Here is a 14870-nt window from a genome sequence, read left to right on the forward strand (position 1 = left end):
GCGCTCAACGCGATCGCGCCGACGAGCACGGGTCCGAGCGCGAACCCGAGGTCGCGCAGCAGGTTCGTGGCCGCGCTGGCCGTACCGGTCAGGTGTTGCGGCACCGCGTTGACCGCGATCGCCGTCATCGGAGACAGCGTCGCCGCGAACCCGATGCCGACGAGCAGCGAGGGCAGCACGAACGCGGTGACGTTGCGGTCGGTCACGTCGTTCCCGGCCGCGATCGTCGCGCCGACGGCCATGGCGAGGAAACCACCGGTCAGCAGCCACCGCGACGGAATGCGGGCCTGCAGCCGGGAGATCACGGGAATCAGCGCGAACGCGGGTCCTTGCAGCAGCAGGAACAGCAGACCCGTGTAGAGCGGCTCCTGGTGCTGGACCGGTCCGAGCCACATGCTCGTCGCGAAGCAGGCGCCCAGGAACGCGAACATGCCGACGACGGCCACGATCGACGAGACGGTGAACTGGCGGATCCGGAACAGCCGCAGATCGAGCAACGGGGCTTCGGTCCGCAGTTCGATCGCCACGAACGCGGCCAGCAGGGCGACACCGACTGCCAGGGACGCGACGACATACCCGCTGCCCCAGCCGTCCTCGGATCCCTGGACGAGGCCGAACAGGACCAGGACGAGGCCGAGCGCGAGGGTCGATTGACCCCACAGATCCATCCGGCGGTCGACGTGCAGCGGCGACTCCTGTGCCTTGCGCAGCGCGAGCAGCAACGCGGCCGCCGCGGCAATCGCGACGACGACGTACGAGGCGCGCCACCAGCCGAAGCCGGCGAGCATGCCGCCGAGCAACGGGGACAGGGCGGAACCGGCGGACAGGAATCCGGCCCAGACGGCGATGCCGCGGATCCGTTCCTGCGGGGTTCGCGAGACGGCCGCGACCAAGGCCAGGGAAGCCGGGTAGATCGCGCCGGCGCCGAGGCCGTTGACGGCCGAGCCCACCCACATCCACACCACGGTCGGGGCTGCCGAGCACAGGAGGGAACCGGCGACCACCACGACCGCGCCGCCGACGACCAGCTTGCGGTGGCCGTATCGGTCGCCGAGCACACCGAAGGTGAGTTCGAAGACGACGACGGGGATCATGAACGCCGCGGTGATCCAGGTCAGCTGGGATCCTACGGTGCCGAACGTCTGCTGGAACACGCCGTTGAGCGCTCCGGGCAGCGCGTTCGCGATCTGCGCAACCATCACCGCCAGCGAGGCGGCGGCGAGTGTCGCCGCAGCTCCGGACCGCGGCGGCGCGGCCGGCGGAGCCTGCGGCGGCGGGTAGGACGGCGGGGCGATCGCATCCACCTGATGGTTGCTCACGGACTGGCTCCTTCCGGTATCCGAGGGCTCGGTCCGCGCCTTCGGAGGGGTTCCTGCGAGGTCTCGCAGTGACGTGGGCAACAATGTAGAAACTCACAAGACATAGTGTCAAGCGACTTGATTCACTGTCGATCGAAGCGGTGATCCGGAGGTTGCCGCCCGAACCGCCGGGCGTACGCAACACCCCGGGAGCGAGAACGTGGAGGTGAATTAGATTCCGCTACACCATAATTGGATTCGCACACTCGTGGGGACTCCGCGAGCGTCGACGAGCAAAGCCCGGAATCGGCGCGCGAGACCGAGTAAAATCTCGCTCGAATCGTTCCCGTTTCTGCCTGCAACGGTGAGGATTGTCGATGCCGAGATCCGATCGGATCGCAAATCCCACCACCCCGGCCCGACCCCGGCGGCGGACGTCCTCCCCTGCTCCGGCACTCACCGGTGCCGCTGCATCCGCGACCGCAACAGCCTGGGCTTCCCTCGCTCGGAGCAACCCATGACGACACCGATCGGCATCGACGAACTTCCCGGCCCCCACGGCCTCCCCTGGCTCGGCAACCTGCTGGACATCGACACCCACAGCCCACTCGAGGGCTTCGTCGCGCTCGCCCGCGAATACGGGCCGATCTACAAGCTGACGCTGCCCATGGGGACCCGGGTGATGGTCTCCGGCGCCGACCTGGTCGACGACCTGTGCGACGACACCCGTTTCGACAAGCAGGTCGGCGCCGGGCTCAGCAGCGTCCGCAATAGCGTCGCCGGATCCGGTTTGTTCACCAGCGCAACCGACGACCCGCTGTGGCAGCGCGCCCACAACATCCTCATGGCGCCGTTCAGCCAGCAGGCGATGCGCGACTACGTCCCGCGCATGCTCGACATCGCCGGGCAGCTCATGGACAAGTGGTCGCGCCTCAATCCCGGCGACGAGGTGAACGTCCCGGTCGACATGACCGCGCTGACCCTCGACACGATCGCCCTGTGTGGATTCGACTACCGGTTCAACTCCTTCTACCGCGAGACACCGCACCCGTTCGTCGCGGCGATGGTCCGCTCGCTCGCCCAGGCGCAGAAGCGCGCCCGGCAGCTGCCGATTCAGCGGCGCCTGGACATCCAGGCGAAACGGCAGGTCCAGGAAGACCAGGAGTACATGCAAACCCTTGTCCAAGGGCTCATTTCGGAACGCCGCCGACGCGGAAGCGAGGCCGACAACACGGACCTGCTCGGCCGCATGCTCGACGGGGTGGATCCGAAGAGCGGCCTCGGCCTACCCGACGAGAACATCGTCGCCCAGTGCCTGACCTTCCTGATCGCCGGGCACGAGACGACCAGCGGCCTGCTCTCGTTCGCACTGTACTTCCTGGTGAAAAACCCCGAGATCGCCGACCGTGCGCGGGCCGAGGTCGACGAGGTGCTCGGCAGCGATCCACAACCCGGATACGAACAGATCCGCCGCCTCACCTACGTCACGCAGATTCTCGACGAGACGCTCCGATTGTGGCCCACCGCACCGATGTTCACGCGCACGCCACGTCAGGACGAAATCCTCGCCGGACGCTACGCGATCCCCGCCGGCACAGGACTGTCCGTGCTCATCCAGGCATTGCACCGCGACCCGGCCGTCTGGGGCGACGACGCCGACACATTCGATCCCGACCGCTTCACCCCCGAACGCAAGCAGGCTCTGCCCCCGAACGCCTACAAGCCCTTCGGCACCGGGCTGCGGGCCTGCATCGGACGGCAGTTCGCGATGCAGGAAGCCACACTCGTCCTCGGAATGCTCCTGCAACGCTTCGAGTTCGAAGATCACCGCGACTACCGCCTGCATACCCGGACCGCCCTCACCGTCAAACCCGACGAGTTCTACATCCGGGTACGACCCCGCGCCGGACACATTCTCGCCTCCGCGGCTCCTGTCGCCGCAGACACCGCGCCCACCGCGGCCACCGCGGAGCCTGCTGTCGAGCCGGCAGCACCCGGAGCCGGGCACGGCACACCGCTGACGATCCTGTTCGGCTCGAATCTCGGTACCGCCGAAGGTATTGCGAACAAGCTCGCCAGGGAAGGCACCGAACGCGGCTTCCGGGTGACCGCCGGCACGCTCGACGACCACATCGATGCCGCCCGTACGGCGTCGTCGCTGATCGTGGTGTGCTCGTCGTACAACGGGATGCCACCGGAGAACGCCGAACAATTCGTCGCGGCGCTGCGCGAGCCGTCGCTGCCCGACGATGCGTACTCGGCCGTGCGATACACCGTGTTCGGCTGCGGTGACACCGACTGGGCCGCCACCTATCAAGCGGTCCCGACCCTGATCGACACGGAACTCGAACGGCACGGCGCGCAACGCATCCGCCCGCGCGGTGCGGGCGACGCGCACGGCGACTTCGACGCCCAGTACCGGCAGTGGCATGCGGAGCTGTGGTCGGACTTCGAAACCGCGCTCGATCTGCCCTCGGCAGCCGTCGCGCCTCCGGACGGCGGTGGCCTGTCGATCTCGATCGTCAACCGTCAGCTCGCCAATCCCGTCGTTCTGTCCTATCGAGCCGTCCCCGCCCGCGTCCGGGTGAACCGGGAACTCGTACGCGACGGCGCCGCCGTTCCCGAACCCCGATCCACCCGGCACGTCGAGGTCGCGCTGCCCGAGGGCATGGACTATCGCGCCGGTGACCACCTGGGCGTGCTGCCGCGCAACAGCGTCGACTTGATCCGGCGGGTGATGTGGCGGTTCGGCCTGGATGCCGGGATGTACCTCACGATCGTCGCGGACCCGGGCACCCACACCCACCTCCCGGTCGACGAATCCACCCCGCTGCTGGGCATCCTCGGCAGTTGCGTCGAGCTGCAGGCCTGCGCCACCCGCGCCGACATCGAGGTGCTTGCCGAGCACACCGAGGATCCGGAGCAGCGCGCCGAACTGCTGGACCTCCTCGACGACGAGCAGTACCGCGACGAGGTCGCCCTGCCCAATGTCTCGGTTCTCGACCTGCTCGAGCGTTTCCCCGCCTGCACGGTGCCGTTCGAGAAGTACCTGGATCTGCTGCCACCGCTGCAGCCGCGGTACTACTCGATCTCGTCGTCGCCGGCGACCGATCCGGGGACGTGCAGCCTCACCACCGGGGTGCTTCGTGTCCCGGCTCGCGGCGACGGTCGTCCGTTCGCGGGTGTGTGCTCGAACTATCTGGCGGATATGGCGCCCAACAGCACCGTCTTCGTCTTCCGCCGCCGGCCGACCATCCCGTTCTACCCGCCGTCCGATCCGAGTGTGCCGATGATCATGATCGGGGCCGGGACCGGGCTGGCACCGTTCCGCGGATTCCTCCAGGAACGCGCGGCCCAGAAGACACAGAGCGGTTCGGTGGCCCGTTCACTGTTGTTCTTCGGTTGCCGCTGCCCCGGATACGACGACATCTACTCCGACGAACTGGAGTCCTACGCGTCCAGCGCCGACGTCGGGGTGCACATCGCGTACTCCCGGCAACCGCGCGAGGGCCGCCGGTACGCGCAGGACGAGATGCTCGCCCACCAGGACGAGATCTGGGATCTGATCGGGCAGGGCGCGTCGATCTTCGTGTGCGGCAACGCCCGAACGCTCGCTCCCGGGGTTCGTGCCGCCCTGAGCCAGATCGTGGCAGGTAAACGCGGCTGCTCGGTCGACGAAGCGCAGACCTGGCTGTCCGGTATGCGCGCAGAACACCGCTTCCTCGAGGACATCTGGGGCGGAAGCTGAGTAGCGCCGCGAGCCCCGCAATACCGGGCCTGCGCGGGTTTTGCTGCCTATACTCCCGGCATGCTGATCATCGGGATCATCCTGTTCGGGTTGCTCGTCGGCGCGGTCGCACAGCTCGTCGTGGGCAAGTCCAAGTCCGGAATCGATTGGACCCTGGCGTTCGTTGCCGGTGTCGGCGGTTCGTTCCTCGGCGGCCTGATCGTCAGCCTGCTCGCCGGCGACGGTCTCGCCCTGCGCCCCAGCGGCATCATCGGCTCCATCGCCGGGGCGATCATCGTGACCGCGCTGTGGTCCTGGTGGAAATCGCGGTCCGCGTCGCCGGTCGACTGACCGTGCTGCACATCTGACCTGCGGATACACGATTCCGGCAGCGTGAGCGCGCTTCCGGCCGTACCGTGAACCGATGATCACCGGCGTACACACTCTGGTCTACTCCGACGACCCCGACGCGACCCGCGCGTTCTTCCGCGACGTCCTCGGGTTCCTCTCCGTCGATACCGGCGGCGGCTGGCTCATCTTCCGCACCGGACCGTCCGAACTCGGCGTGCACCCGACGTCGGGGGTCCACGAGGGCGTCGAGTACACCTCGCTTCGCCAGCATTCGATCTCGCTGATGTGCGACGACCTCGAATCGACGATGGCCGAATTGTCCTCGAAGGGCGCGCGATTCACCCGTGAGGTACGCGACGACGGGTACGGCCTCACCGTCGATGTTGCGGTACCCGGCGCCGACGACATCCTGCTGTTCCAACCGCGCTACGAGCCGCCGGCCTTCCTCTGACCGTCACGGCGGCACCCTCATTGCCCGGATGGGGCCGATCACGCAGGCGAATGCGGTGCTCCCACACCCGGATCGATGCGCACCGGGCCGTCGGCCGTCGGTCTTACGGGGAAGTCGAAGATCGCCGTCGGAATGTACACCGTCGCACAGGAGTTGGGGATGTCGACGACTCCCGACAATCGCCCCTCGATCGGTGCCGCGCCGAGCAGCAGATAGGCCTGTTCCGGGCTGTATCCGAATTTCGTGAGGTAGTCGATCGCGTGCAGGCACGCCCGCTGGTATGCGAGTTGGGAATCGAGGTAGCGCTGTTCGCCGTCGAGGGTGACCGACGTGCCGGAGAACGCGAGCCATTCCGAGAACTGCGGGTCGGTGTTGCCCGGCATGAAGATCGCGTTCTCGCTCACCCCGTAGGTCTCCATGCCTCCCCGGATGAGGTCGACGCGCAGATCGATGAAACCGCCCATCTCGATGGCCCCGCAGAACGTGATCTCGCCGTCGCCCTGGGAGAAGTGCAGGTCGCCGACCGACAGGTTCGCGCCGTCGACGAACACCGGGTAGAAGATCCGGCTCCCCTTGGTGAGGTTCTTGATGTCCTGATTACCTCCGTTCTCGCGCGGCGGCGCGGTCCGTGCCGCCTCTGCCGCGACCCGGTCGAAATCCGCACCGGTGAGACTGCCGAGGATCGCGCCGTCCGGCAAGGGCGGTAGCGCCAGCGGCGGCACCCGATCCGGATCCGTGGCGATCAGCGCAGCTTCGCGCGTGTTCCACGTGGAGAGCAGATCGTGCGAGGGGGCCGTCCCCATCAGCCCGGGGTGCACGATCCCGGTGAACGACACGTGCGGGACGTGGCGGCTCGCCGCTTTCTGTCCTGAAAAGTCCCAGATCGCCTTGTACGCGTCCGGGAATTGATCGGTGAGAAAGCCGCCGCCGTTGGGCTTGGCGAAGATCCCGGTGTAGCCCCAGCCCTGACCTGCGAGCGGCCCGGAGTCCTCCTGCGGGATCGGGCCGACGTCGAGGATGTCGACGATCAGCAGATCGCCGGGCTTCGCGCCCTCCACGGCGAACGGTCCCGAGAGTGCGTGCACGGTGTGCAGCGGCGCGTTGCGGATGTCGTCGGCCGAATCGTCGTTGTGGATCGCCCCGTCGAACCATTCCCGGCAGTGCACTCGGAACGAGTCCCCCGGCTTCACGGTCGCGACGGGCGGGATGTCGGGGTGCCAGCGGTTGTGACCGATCTTGTCCTGGTCGGTGAAGCGGCGGGTCGAGTCGAGGGGGAAGATGACGTCGGGCACGGAAACCTCCTTGATCGGCAACTTCAGGGGCGAGGAAGCAAGCGGTGCCGAGGATCCGTCGTGACGGGCCGCGGCGGTCGCCGCGGGTTCCCCGGCAGTGCACCCGATACGACGCCGGGTTCGGACGCCGTCCGCGCCGCCGCATCATGTGCACGCATCGCCGCCGATCCGCCACGACCGAGGCGCGGTGCGCCGAGCAGACGCGGCGCCGATCGGGAACAACGGGGACAGGGCGCAGCCGGTCCGACCTCGCTCATCGACATCGAGAGATCGAAGGAACCGCAGTCGGCGCATCGGAATTCGTACAGCGGCATCGGCATCCGTTCTTCGCATATCCGGTGTGCCCCCGACCGTATCCGACCGATTGCGGCCGCGCCGGAGGTCGGCGAAAGTCGTAACGTCGAGGCAACCTTGCGGCCCAGGCGCGCGGCGAATCACCGACGGCGACGTGCCCGTCGAGTCGCCCGCGGCGACCGCTCTGCCAGGATGTGCCCATGAAATCAGTGGCCCGGCCGGGCACGATCCCTGTGTCCACCGCGGTGCTGCTCGTCGCCCTGTATTTCGCGCAGGGCCTGCCGTTCGGGTTCTTCACCCAGGCATTGCCCGTGGTGCTCCGGGAGTCCGGCTTCTCGCTGATCGCGATCAGCGCGACCGGTGTCCTGTTCGCACCGTGGGCCCTGAAATTCCTGTGGGCGCCGTACGTCGACCACTACGGCACCCGGCGCCGATGGCTGCTGACGCTGCAGCTGCTGTCGGCAGCGGTGACCCTCGCGATGGCGGCCCTCGACCTCGAGTCGTCGTTGCGCTGGCTCCTGGTCGGGATCGCGGTCGTCAATGCGGTGTCGGCGACCCAGGACATCGCGACAGACGGGCTCGCCGTGCAGCTGCTGGGCCCACGAGAGCGCGGTGTCGGCAACGGAATTCAGGCGGGCGCCTACCGAATCGGGATGATCGTGGGTGGCGGTGCGTTGCTGTGGCTGTTCTCGATCGCGGGATGGCGGGCCCTGTTCGTCACGATGGCCGCGCTGCTGCTGGTGACGACGATCCCGGTGTGGACGATGCGGCAGGCGTCGGTGTGCAGCGTTCAGGAGCCGACGACCCCGGTGCGACTGGCGGCCGGGTGGTGGACGCGCCTGCGTCGGCCCGGGATGGTCGCGTTCATCCTGATCGTCGGTGGTTTCAAGTTCGGAGACTCGATGGGGTCGGCGATGGTCGGCCCCTTCATGTCGGACTCGGGTCTGTCCCTCGGGCAGATCGCGCTGATCAAGGGCGTCCTGTCGTCGGTCGGTGCGCTCGCGGGTGCAGCGATGGGCGCGTGGATGTGTTCGCGGTGGGGCCGCCGGAGGGCTCTGCTGATCGGTGGCGTGACCCAGACCGCGAGCGTGGCGCTGTATCTGGTCGCGTCGCTCGGGGTCGGCGGATTCGGATTGATCGTCTCGGCGAGCCTGGCCGAGCACATCCTCGGCGGCGCCGCGACCGTGGCGGTGTTCACCCTCATGATGGACGCCGCCGATCGCGACCACGCGGGCAGCGACTACACCCTGATGGCGTGCGCGATCGTGGTCGTCCAGGGCATCGCCGGTTTCGCTGCGGGCGCGGTCGGTGAGCTGCTCGGCTATCCCGCTCTGTTCGGCACGAGTGTCGTCCTGTCGGGGCTCGGCTGCGCGGCACTGCTCGTCGCCCTCGACCGAGGAGTGGGTCCGCGTGGCGTCGGCGACGTCTGGCGAGCTCCCGAACGAGCGAACGCAACCTGAACGGATTCGGCCGGAGGCCCGTGAGGCGTCCGGCCGAATCCGGGTCGGGCAGGTGTCAGGCCTGCGCCTCGGCGGGTGCGCGGCGCGCGCCCACGGCGTAGAGCGCCAGGCCCACGACGACCCACGTCACGAGAGTCAGTGCGGCCGTGGCCCCGCCGGCCCAGTCGAAGTAGGCGGCCGAGCGGACCAGGGTTCCCGCTGCACCCGGCGGCAGGATCTGGCCGAACGTGCCGAGTCCGCTGGGCAGCCACGCCGATGTGGTGGCGATGCCGGCCAGGGGGTTGCCGAGGAACATCATCGTCATGGCGCCGAGCGTGAATCCCTTGGCACCGAACGCGTTCTGAAGACCCGCCAGCGGAAGGGCGAGACCTGCGATGCCCAGCGTAAGGGCCGCCGCGACCGGCCACATGCTCGATTCGATGCTGCCGAACCAGTAGGTGAGCACGGCGGACACCGCGATACCGCCGAGCGCGGCGAAGCCGATCAGGCCGGCGAGGTACCACGCATTGCTACGCGGGAAGATCTTCCGGAACGCGACGACCGGGACGATGCCGCCGAAGACGAGCGGGAATGCGAGTCCGCCGATGCCGATGCCGGTGGGATCGGACGCGGGCAGCGGAACGACGTCCTCGACCGTCACCGCGGATCCGGTCGCGCGGGCCACGGTCTGCGCGGTGCCGGTGAGCGATCCGGAGATGGCAGACGAACCTGCACTGGCGACCAGAGCGTGGACGTTGCCGCCGTCGACGACGAACCCGCCGACGACCTCGCGATTGCGGATCGCGTCGCGCAGAGCCTCGTCCGACTCGAATTGCTGCGGCTCGTATGCATTCGGGGCGGCCGCGCCGAGGGCCTGCTCGAACTGGGCGGTATCGGTTCCCACCACCCCCACCTGCAGATCGTGGGCGCCGCTCTTGAGCGACGGCAGGATGAAGACCATCAGCAGCAGGACCAGGATCACGCCGAGACCGGCACACATGGCGAGCAGCATGGCGGCGGGGTTTCGGGTGCGTCCGGAAGCGCCCTCCTCGGCGGCCGCCGGGGACTCCGTGTCGATCTGTGTCATTCCCTCGTCCTTCTGTTCCGGTCTTGAACCGGATGAAAATCCTCCACTTATGTGGAGAATAATCCTCCGTTTAGAATGGGATGTCAAGACTGCCCGTCAGGACCGAGCACCGGAGGAGTTACAGATGCGTTCCGATGCCGCGAAGCGTCGTCAAGCGATCGTCCGGGAGGCACGACGGTTGTTCGCCGCCCACGGCAGCGACGTCGCGTTGGAGACCATCGCCGAAGCGGCAGGCGTCGGCATCGCCACCCTGTACCGGAACTTCGAATCACGCAGCGCGCTTGCCCACGAGGTGGCGCTGGCCATCCTCGGCGACATGCAAGCAGCCTCGGCCGATGCCCTCGACGCGTTCGACGCGGCGCCCGGCACCGCCTGGACGAACTACGTGCAGCGACTCGTCGAACTGGATCTGGGGGCGTTGTCGGGCGCTCTGACAGAGTTCGTCGCGCACGAGTTGCCGGAATCCGTGCGGCGGGCGCAGGAGATCACGCTCGCCGGGGTCGAGGACGTGCTCGCCTCCGCCCGGTCTGCGGGCGCGGTCCGGGCGGATCTCGGCGCGCTCGAACTCGTCCTCGGGATCGGCATGATCACCCGCCCCCAGCCAGCGGCCATCCGCACCGTCGCGCCCGACCTCGTCCCACGCCTGGTGTCGATCATGCTGGCCGGAATGCGGCCCTAGCCGTCCCCGCCCGGGATCCGTTCCAGGACGTCCGCCGGTGCATAGTTCGCCCAGCCGTGCCCGGGCCAGTTGAACCATCCGGACGACGCAAGGGTTCCGCCGTCCGGATGCAGCGTCGTACCGGTGATGAACGACGACAGTCCCGACGCGAGGAACACGACGCAGTTGGAGATGTCGTGGACGTGCCCGACGCGCCCCATCGGAATCGCGATCGCCGCACTGCGCGAATCGGCCAGGGCGTGCTCCCCCACCGCGAGCCGTTCGAGGTTCGGCGTCGGAACGAAGTCGGGCGCAACGTTGTTCACGCGGATCCGGTCCGGCGCCACCTCGACCGCGAGCGTCCGGCCGAACTGCTCGACGGCAGCTTTCGCGGCCGAATAGACGGCGAAACCCGGTGCGGCCCGGTGCGCTTCGATGGTCGTGAGATTGACGATGCTGCCGCCGCGACCACCGTTCTTCATTCGGGGCACCGCGAGCGAACACGCGTGCAGCACGTGCGAGAGGTTGGTGCGCACGAGCGCGTCCCAGCCCTTCGGCTTGGTGTCGACGAACGGCGACCGGAAGGTGCCGCCGACGATGTTCACCAAGGTGTCGAGCCGCTCCCAGCGTTCGTCGACCTCGTCGAACAGTGCGGACAGCGCGTCGGGGTCGCGGGCGTCGCCGTGCCGCACGATCGCGTCGAGTCCCTGATCGTGCAACGACGAAGCCAGTGCCGCCACGGCATCGCGATCGATGTCGATCACGGCCGGCCGCACCCCGTTCGCGGCGAGGTCGCGCACGATCGCCTCACCGAGTCCCCCTGCGCCGCCGGCGATCACAGCGACCGACCCCGCCAGACCTGCTCGTTCTTCGAACCATCCCGTCACGGCAGCAGTCCTGTCACGAGAGGTAGGTGGCGCCGAACGACTCGAGGAAGTCGACGGTGGCCGGCAATCCCTCGATGGGGCACGAGACCGTCACCCAGTCGACGCCGGCCTTCTCCAGGTCGGCGAACACCTCGCGATGACGATCGGGATCGATACCGGGTGAACCGATCTCGCTGCTGTAGGAGTAGACGACGTCGATGTGGTCGGAACGTCCCGCCGCGATCGCCGCTTCGCGCAGTTCGGTGATCTGCCCGGCGAGTTCACCGATGGGACCGAGTTCCCGGGTGCGGGCGGTGGCGCTGAGTTGCGCGCCGCCCGACATGGGCATCCAACCCTGGGCGCGTTGCGCAACGCGACGCCGCGTGAGCTTGGAGTTCCCCCCGATCCAGATCGGGATCGGCGTCTGCACCGGGCGCGGCCGGGCGATGATGTTGTGCGCGCTGAAGTGGCGGCCGTCGTAGCTGAACGGCTCGCCGCTCCAGTGCAACGGCAGCACGTCGAGGGCTTCGTCGAACAGTGCGTTGCGCTCGTCGAAATCGACACCGAGAGCGTGGAATTCGCTCTTCTGATAGCCGGTCCCGATACCGAGTGTGAACCGTCCGCCGGAAATCTTGTCCAGGGATGCGGCGGCCTTGGCCAGCAGGAACGGGTTGCGGTACGGGGCCACCGCCAGATAGGTGAGCAGACGCAGCCGCTCGGTCGCCCCGGCGACAAAGCCGAGCGCGACGAACGGGTCGAGCGTCTGGTGCCCTCCCGCGGAGAGCCAGCCCGCGCCGGGCGCGGGATGCTCACTGAACGAGAAGGCGTCGAATCCGGCGCGTTCGGCCGCGACCGCCACGTCGCGCACGGGACCCGGGTCGAGCACGTCGCCGTCGGGTCCGTTGATCTCGGGATAGTGGAAGATGAACCGCAACGTCACCAGCGCACACCTCTCCGGCGAGCCGCCGGCCCGCCTGCACCCGAGCCTCGTGCTGCGAGGCCATCATCCGAGAATCGTACTACCGATCGAAGATAGTCCGATTCTCACTGGATGCAAACGGTTCCCGGCGGATCGACGATCGCGAGTGTGGACGTCCCGCAGTCGGTGCGGTCCGGCCGTACCTCAGGACGACCGGGAGGCACCGGCCTCACTGCGGGCACCGACGATCTTTCCGGTGAGGGCCATCGATGCGGGCCAGGCGACCATCGTGAGGCAGAAGGCGATCGGCCATGCGATGACGAACTGCAGAGGCCAGCCGCGCAGCCACTCCATCGAGGGTCCGACGTTGACGAGCCCCATGATGCCCGACATCGTCGCCGCCATGATGAAGGTCATGACGACCTGAGAGAGAAGGATGCTCTTCTTGTCCATCGTCCATTCCTGTCCGGGACGACGACACCTTCGATACTCGACCGGCGCCACCGTCCACTTCGTTGAGGGATCGGGCGCCTTGGGTTCACGCCGGGGGCGCGACTTCATCTCAGGAGTACCGAGGGCTGGAATAACCACACCAGCCAAAATCTTTCAGGCCGTTCGATTATACCGATGGCGCACGATCGGCCCGACGTGATGCTCGTCGCAACACGGTCGACCCGATACGACGGATCAGAGCGCCCGCTCGAGCCCGACGCGGGTGTCGTCGTAACCGAGCCGCGCGAAGAACGTACGGACCCGCTCGCAGACCCGGTCCGTGGTGACCTGAGCGAGTGACGCCCCGCGCTGACGGCCGTGCCCGTGCGCCCACTCGAGCATCGCGGTGCCGACACCCCGGGAACGTTCGGATGCCGCCACCCGGACCCCCTCGATCTGCATCCGCGTGACACCGCCGCGGGAGAGCCCCGGAACGATCGAGAGCTGCATGGTCCCGACGATCCGATCGTCCTCGTCACGCACCGCGGCCAGGTAGTGCGCGGAGTCCCGGGCCACCGCGTCGTACGCCTCCTCGTACCGCGCGATCTCGATACCTTCCCGGGCGGTCTCGTCGTCGGACAGCAGCGCGACCAGCGCCGGCACGTCGGCGCGGACGGCGCGCTGCACGCGATACGTCCGGTCGCCGACACTCAGCCGTCCCCCGACCGATGCGCGCGCTCGTGACCGCAAGCGGGCGATGAGCGTATCCAGCCAATTGCCGACGTTCAGCCGGGCCTCGGGGGTGTCGGGGTAGCGGCAGCGCAGGTGCAAGCCGGACTCGTCGAGGATGAACCACAGCATCACGCCGTCGGTCCGGATCGTCGCGCCGACGTACTGGGCCTCCAGCCCGGTCGCATCGACCCGGACCGGCAATCGGCGCAGATCCAGCCACGAGATCGCGAACATCCCCGGCGCCTCGGGCATCCCACCCCACGGACGCAGCACGTCCTCGAGGGGCCAGGACCCCATCCCCACCGCCTCCTTGACCGCCTCCGCGGCGGCACGGGGCTCGGGGACGGCCGATTCCAGCACCGAATTGGTGATGAACCAGCCGACGGAGTCGTGCCACGTGGCGTCGTACCGGCTGTGCACCGGGAACACCGCCCGCAACGGAGAACCGGCCAGCTCGAGGGTCACGTCGGTCATCGCCGCCACCACCAGGGCGAGGGTCGAGACGCCGTCGTCCTTGGCCTGCGCCCCGAAGGCAGCGCTGTCGTCGACGCCGAGCACGTCGCGCACCTCCACGCGTTCGCGATGCAGCGTCTCCTCGCCCAGCGGCAGCGGGAACCGCGGCATCACGTCCCCGCTGGCCGCGAGGACCTCGGCCCAGCGGCGGCGTACGTCGTGCGGTGCGGTCGGGCGGTCGCGAAGCGCCCTGGTGTGCTCGGCGAACGCGGGCGCCGGCGGCAATGCCGGCTCACGGCCCTCGTGTACCGCTGCGAGTGCGGCGAGCAGGTCGCGGGCGAGCACCAGCATCGACCACATGTCGACGTGCGAGTGGTCGGCGGCGATCACCACCGTCGGTCCGTCCGCTGTCTCGAGCATGCACAGCCGGTGCGACGGACGGGTGTACGGCGAGCACGCGCCGTCGAGCACGTCCCGCAGCGCATCGTTGACCGCCTGGCCGGGCGCGATCGAGTGCTCGACCCACTCTCCGGGTGTGATTTCGACCTCGTACAGCTGCGGCTCACCGTCGTCTCCGGGCACGAAGACCGACCGCAACGTGCCGTGCCGCGCGATCACCGCCAGCCACGCGGTCGCGAGATCGTCGGGTGACACCGGCTCGGAGAGCCTGAAGGACAAGGCCATCCAGGATCCGGCACGGTCGCCGGCCCCGACGTGGCGTCCCTGGTCGAAGGAGACGGGCAGGGGTCGGCCCGGCTGTCCGGCTGTCACGTCGTAGCCGAGCAGCCGACCGAAGGGAAGGCGCAGGTGCGCGACGTTCGTGAGCCGCATGGCGGTATCCTAGGCGCCTTCCTCAGCGACGACCGACCAA

The 14870-nt window shown here is 68.4% G+C and carries 13 protein-coding genes; 5 read left to right on the forward strand and 8 right to left on the reverse strand.

The features are described 5' to 3' along the window. Positions 1 to 1319, reverse strand: a 1319-nt coding sequence (locus tag ACN675_RS15170; protein WP_420751620.1) for an MFS transporter, incomplete at its 3' end; no start/stop codon positions are given. A gap of 496 nt (positions 1320 to 1815) precedes the next feature. Between ACN675_RS15170 and ACN675_RS15175 the strand changes: the two genes are divergently transcribed. The 3 genes from ACN675_RS15175 to ACN675_RS15185 all read left to right on the forward strand — a co-directional run bounded on the left by ACN675_RS15175 (position 1816) and on the right by ACN675_RS15185 (position 5827). Next, on the forward strand, positions 1816 to 5046 hold the full coding sequence (locus ACN675_RS15175) for a bifunctional cytochrome P450/NADPH--P450 reductase (protein WP_420751621.1): 3231 nt from the start codon (positions 1816 to 1818) through the stop codon (positions 5044 to 5046). A 60-nt stretch (positions 5047 to 5106) separates the two neighbouring features. Continuing rightward, positions 5107 to 5376, forward strand: a complete 270-nt coding sequence (locus ACN675_RS15180; RefSeq protein WP_420751622.1) for a GlsB/YeaQ/YmgE family stress response membrane protein — start codon at positions 5107 to 5109, stop codon at positions 5374 to 5376. A 73-nt stretch (positions 5377 to 5449) separates the two neighbouring features. Continuing rightward, positions 5450 to 5827, forward strand: a complete 378-nt coding sequence (locus tag ACN675_RS15185) for a VOC family protein (protein WP_420751623.1) — start codon at positions 5450 to 5452, stop codon at positions 5825 to 5827. Positions 5828 to 5865: 38 nt separating this feature from the next. Here ACN675_RS15185 and fmdA read toward each other — a convergent pair whose 3' ends face one another. Both fmdA and ACN675_RS15195 read right to left on the reverse strand, forming a co-directional pair. Then, entirely contained in the window at positions 5866 to 7119 is a 1254-nt protein-coding gene (gene fmdA, locus ACN675_RS15190) for a formamidase (protein ID WP_420751624.1), read from the reverse strand. 23 nt (positions 7120 to 7142) lie between these two features. Beyond that, positions 7143 to 7439 carry an FmdB family zinc ribbon protein gene (locus tag ACN675_RS15195; protein WP_420751625.1) on the reverse strand — a complete coding sequence of 99 codons (297 nt, stop codon included), beginning with the start codon at positions 7437 to 7439 and terminating at the stop codon, positions 7143 to 7145. A gap of 174 nt (positions 7440 to 7613) precedes the next feature. Here ACN675_RS15195 and ACN675_RS15200 point away from each other — a divergent pair, with 174 nt between their 5' ends. Continuing rightward, a complete protein-coding gene (locus ACN675_RS15200) occupies positions 7614 to 8873 on the forward strand; it encodes an MFS transporter (protein ID WP_420751626.1) in 1260 nt (419 codons plus the stop codon). 55 nt (positions 8874 to 8928) lie between these two features. Here ACN675_RS15200 and ACN675_RS15205 read toward each other — a convergent pair whose 3' ends face one another. Further along, positions 8929 to 9939: an ABC transporter permease gene (locus tag ACN675_RS15205; protein WP_420751627.1), complete on the reverse strand. Its 1011-nt coding sequence runs from the start codon at positions 9937 to 9939 to the stop codon at positions 8929 to 8931. A gap of 124 nt (positions 9940 to 10063) precedes the next feature. On the opposite strand from ACN675_RS15205, the gene ACN675_RS15210 reads away from it, so the two are divergent. Continuing rightward, positions 10064 to 10618 carry a TetR/AcrR family transcriptional regulator gene (locus ACN675_RS15210; protein WP_420751628.1) on the forward strand — a complete coding sequence of 185 codons (555 nt, stop codon included), beginning with the start codon at positions 10064 to 10066 and terminating at the stop codon, positions 10616 to 10618. Here the strand turns inward: ACN675_RS15210 and ACN675_RS15215 are convergent. The 4 genes from ACN675_RS15215 to ACN675_RS15230 all read right to left on the reverse strand — a co-directional run bounded on the left by ACN675_RS15215 (position 10615) and on the right by ACN675_RS15230 (position 14830). Then, complete coding sequence (locus tag ACN675_RS15215) at positions 10615 to 11484, reverse strand: SDR family NAD(P)-dependent oxidoreductase (RefSeq protein WP_420751629.1); 870 nt, start codon at positions 11482 to 11484, stop codon at positions 10615 to 10617. The genes ACN675_RS15210 and ACN675_RS15215 overlap by 4 nt on opposite strands. A gap of 13 nt (positions 11485 to 11497) precedes the next feature. Next, positions 11498 to 12403, reverse strand: a complete 906-nt coding sequence (locus tag ACN675_RS15220) for an LLM class F420-dependent oxidoreductase (protein ID WP_420751630.1) — start codon at positions 12401 to 12403, stop codon at positions 11498 to 11500. Positions 12404 to 12586: 183 nt separating this feature from the next. Beyond that, entirely contained in the window at positions 12587 to 12835 is a 249-nt protein-coding gene (locus ACN675_RS15225) for a DUF2798 domain-containing protein (protein WP_420751631.1), read from the reverse strand. A 234-nt stretch (positions 12836 to 13069) separates the two neighbouring features. Continuing rightward, positions 13070 to 14830 carry a GNAT family N-acetyltransferase gene (locus tag ACN675_RS15230; RefSeq protein ID WP_420751632.1) on the reverse strand — a complete coding sequence of 587 codons (1761 nt, stop codon included), beginning with the start codon at positions 14828 to 14830 and terminating at the stop codon, positions 13070 to 13072. Positions 14831 to 14870 lie beyond the last annotated feature (40 nt).

It is taken from the genome of Rhodococcus sp. O3 (genome assembly GCF_048897285.1).
Lineage (GTDB): Bacteria > Actinomycetota > Actinomycetes > Mycobacteriales > Mycobacteriaceae > Rhodococcus.

Coding starts and splice junctions, on each gene's coding strand:
- ACN675_RS15175 (WP_420751621.1), top strand. CDS start 1,816: ATGACGACACCGATCGGCATCGACGAACTTCCCGGCCCCCACGGCCTC.
- ACN675_RS15180 (WP_420751622.1), top strand. CDS start 5,107: ATGCTGATCATCGGGATCATCCTGTTCGGGTTGCTCGTCGGCGCGGTC.
- ACN675_RS15185 (WP_420751623.1), top strand. CDS start 5,450: ATGATCACCGGCGTACACACTCTGGTCTACTCCGACGACCCCGACGCG.
- ACN675_RS15195 (WP_420751625.1), bottom strand. CDS start 7,439: ATGCCGATGCCGCTGTACGAATTCCGATGCGCCGACTGCGGTTCCTTC.
- ACN675_RS15200 (WP_420751626.1), top strand. CDS start 7,614: ATGAAATCAGTGGCCCGGCCGGGCACGATCCCTGTGTCCACCGCGGTG.
- ACN675_RS15205 (WP_420751627.1), bottom strand. CDS start 9,939: ATGACACAGATCGACACGGAGTCCCCGGCGGCCGCCGAGGAGGGCGCT.
- ACN675_RS15210 (WP_420751628.1), top strand. CDS start 10,064: ATGCGTTCCGATGCCGCGAAGCGTCGTCAAGCGATCGTCCGGGAGGCA.
- ACN675_RS15225 (WP_420751631.1), bottom strand. CDS start 12,835: ATGGACAAGAAGAGCATCCTTCTCTCTCAGGTCGTCATGACCTTCATC.
- ACN675_RS15230 (WP_420751632.1), bottom strand. CDS start 14,830: ATGCGGCTCACGAACGTCGCGCACCTGCGCCTTCCCTTCGGTCGGCTG.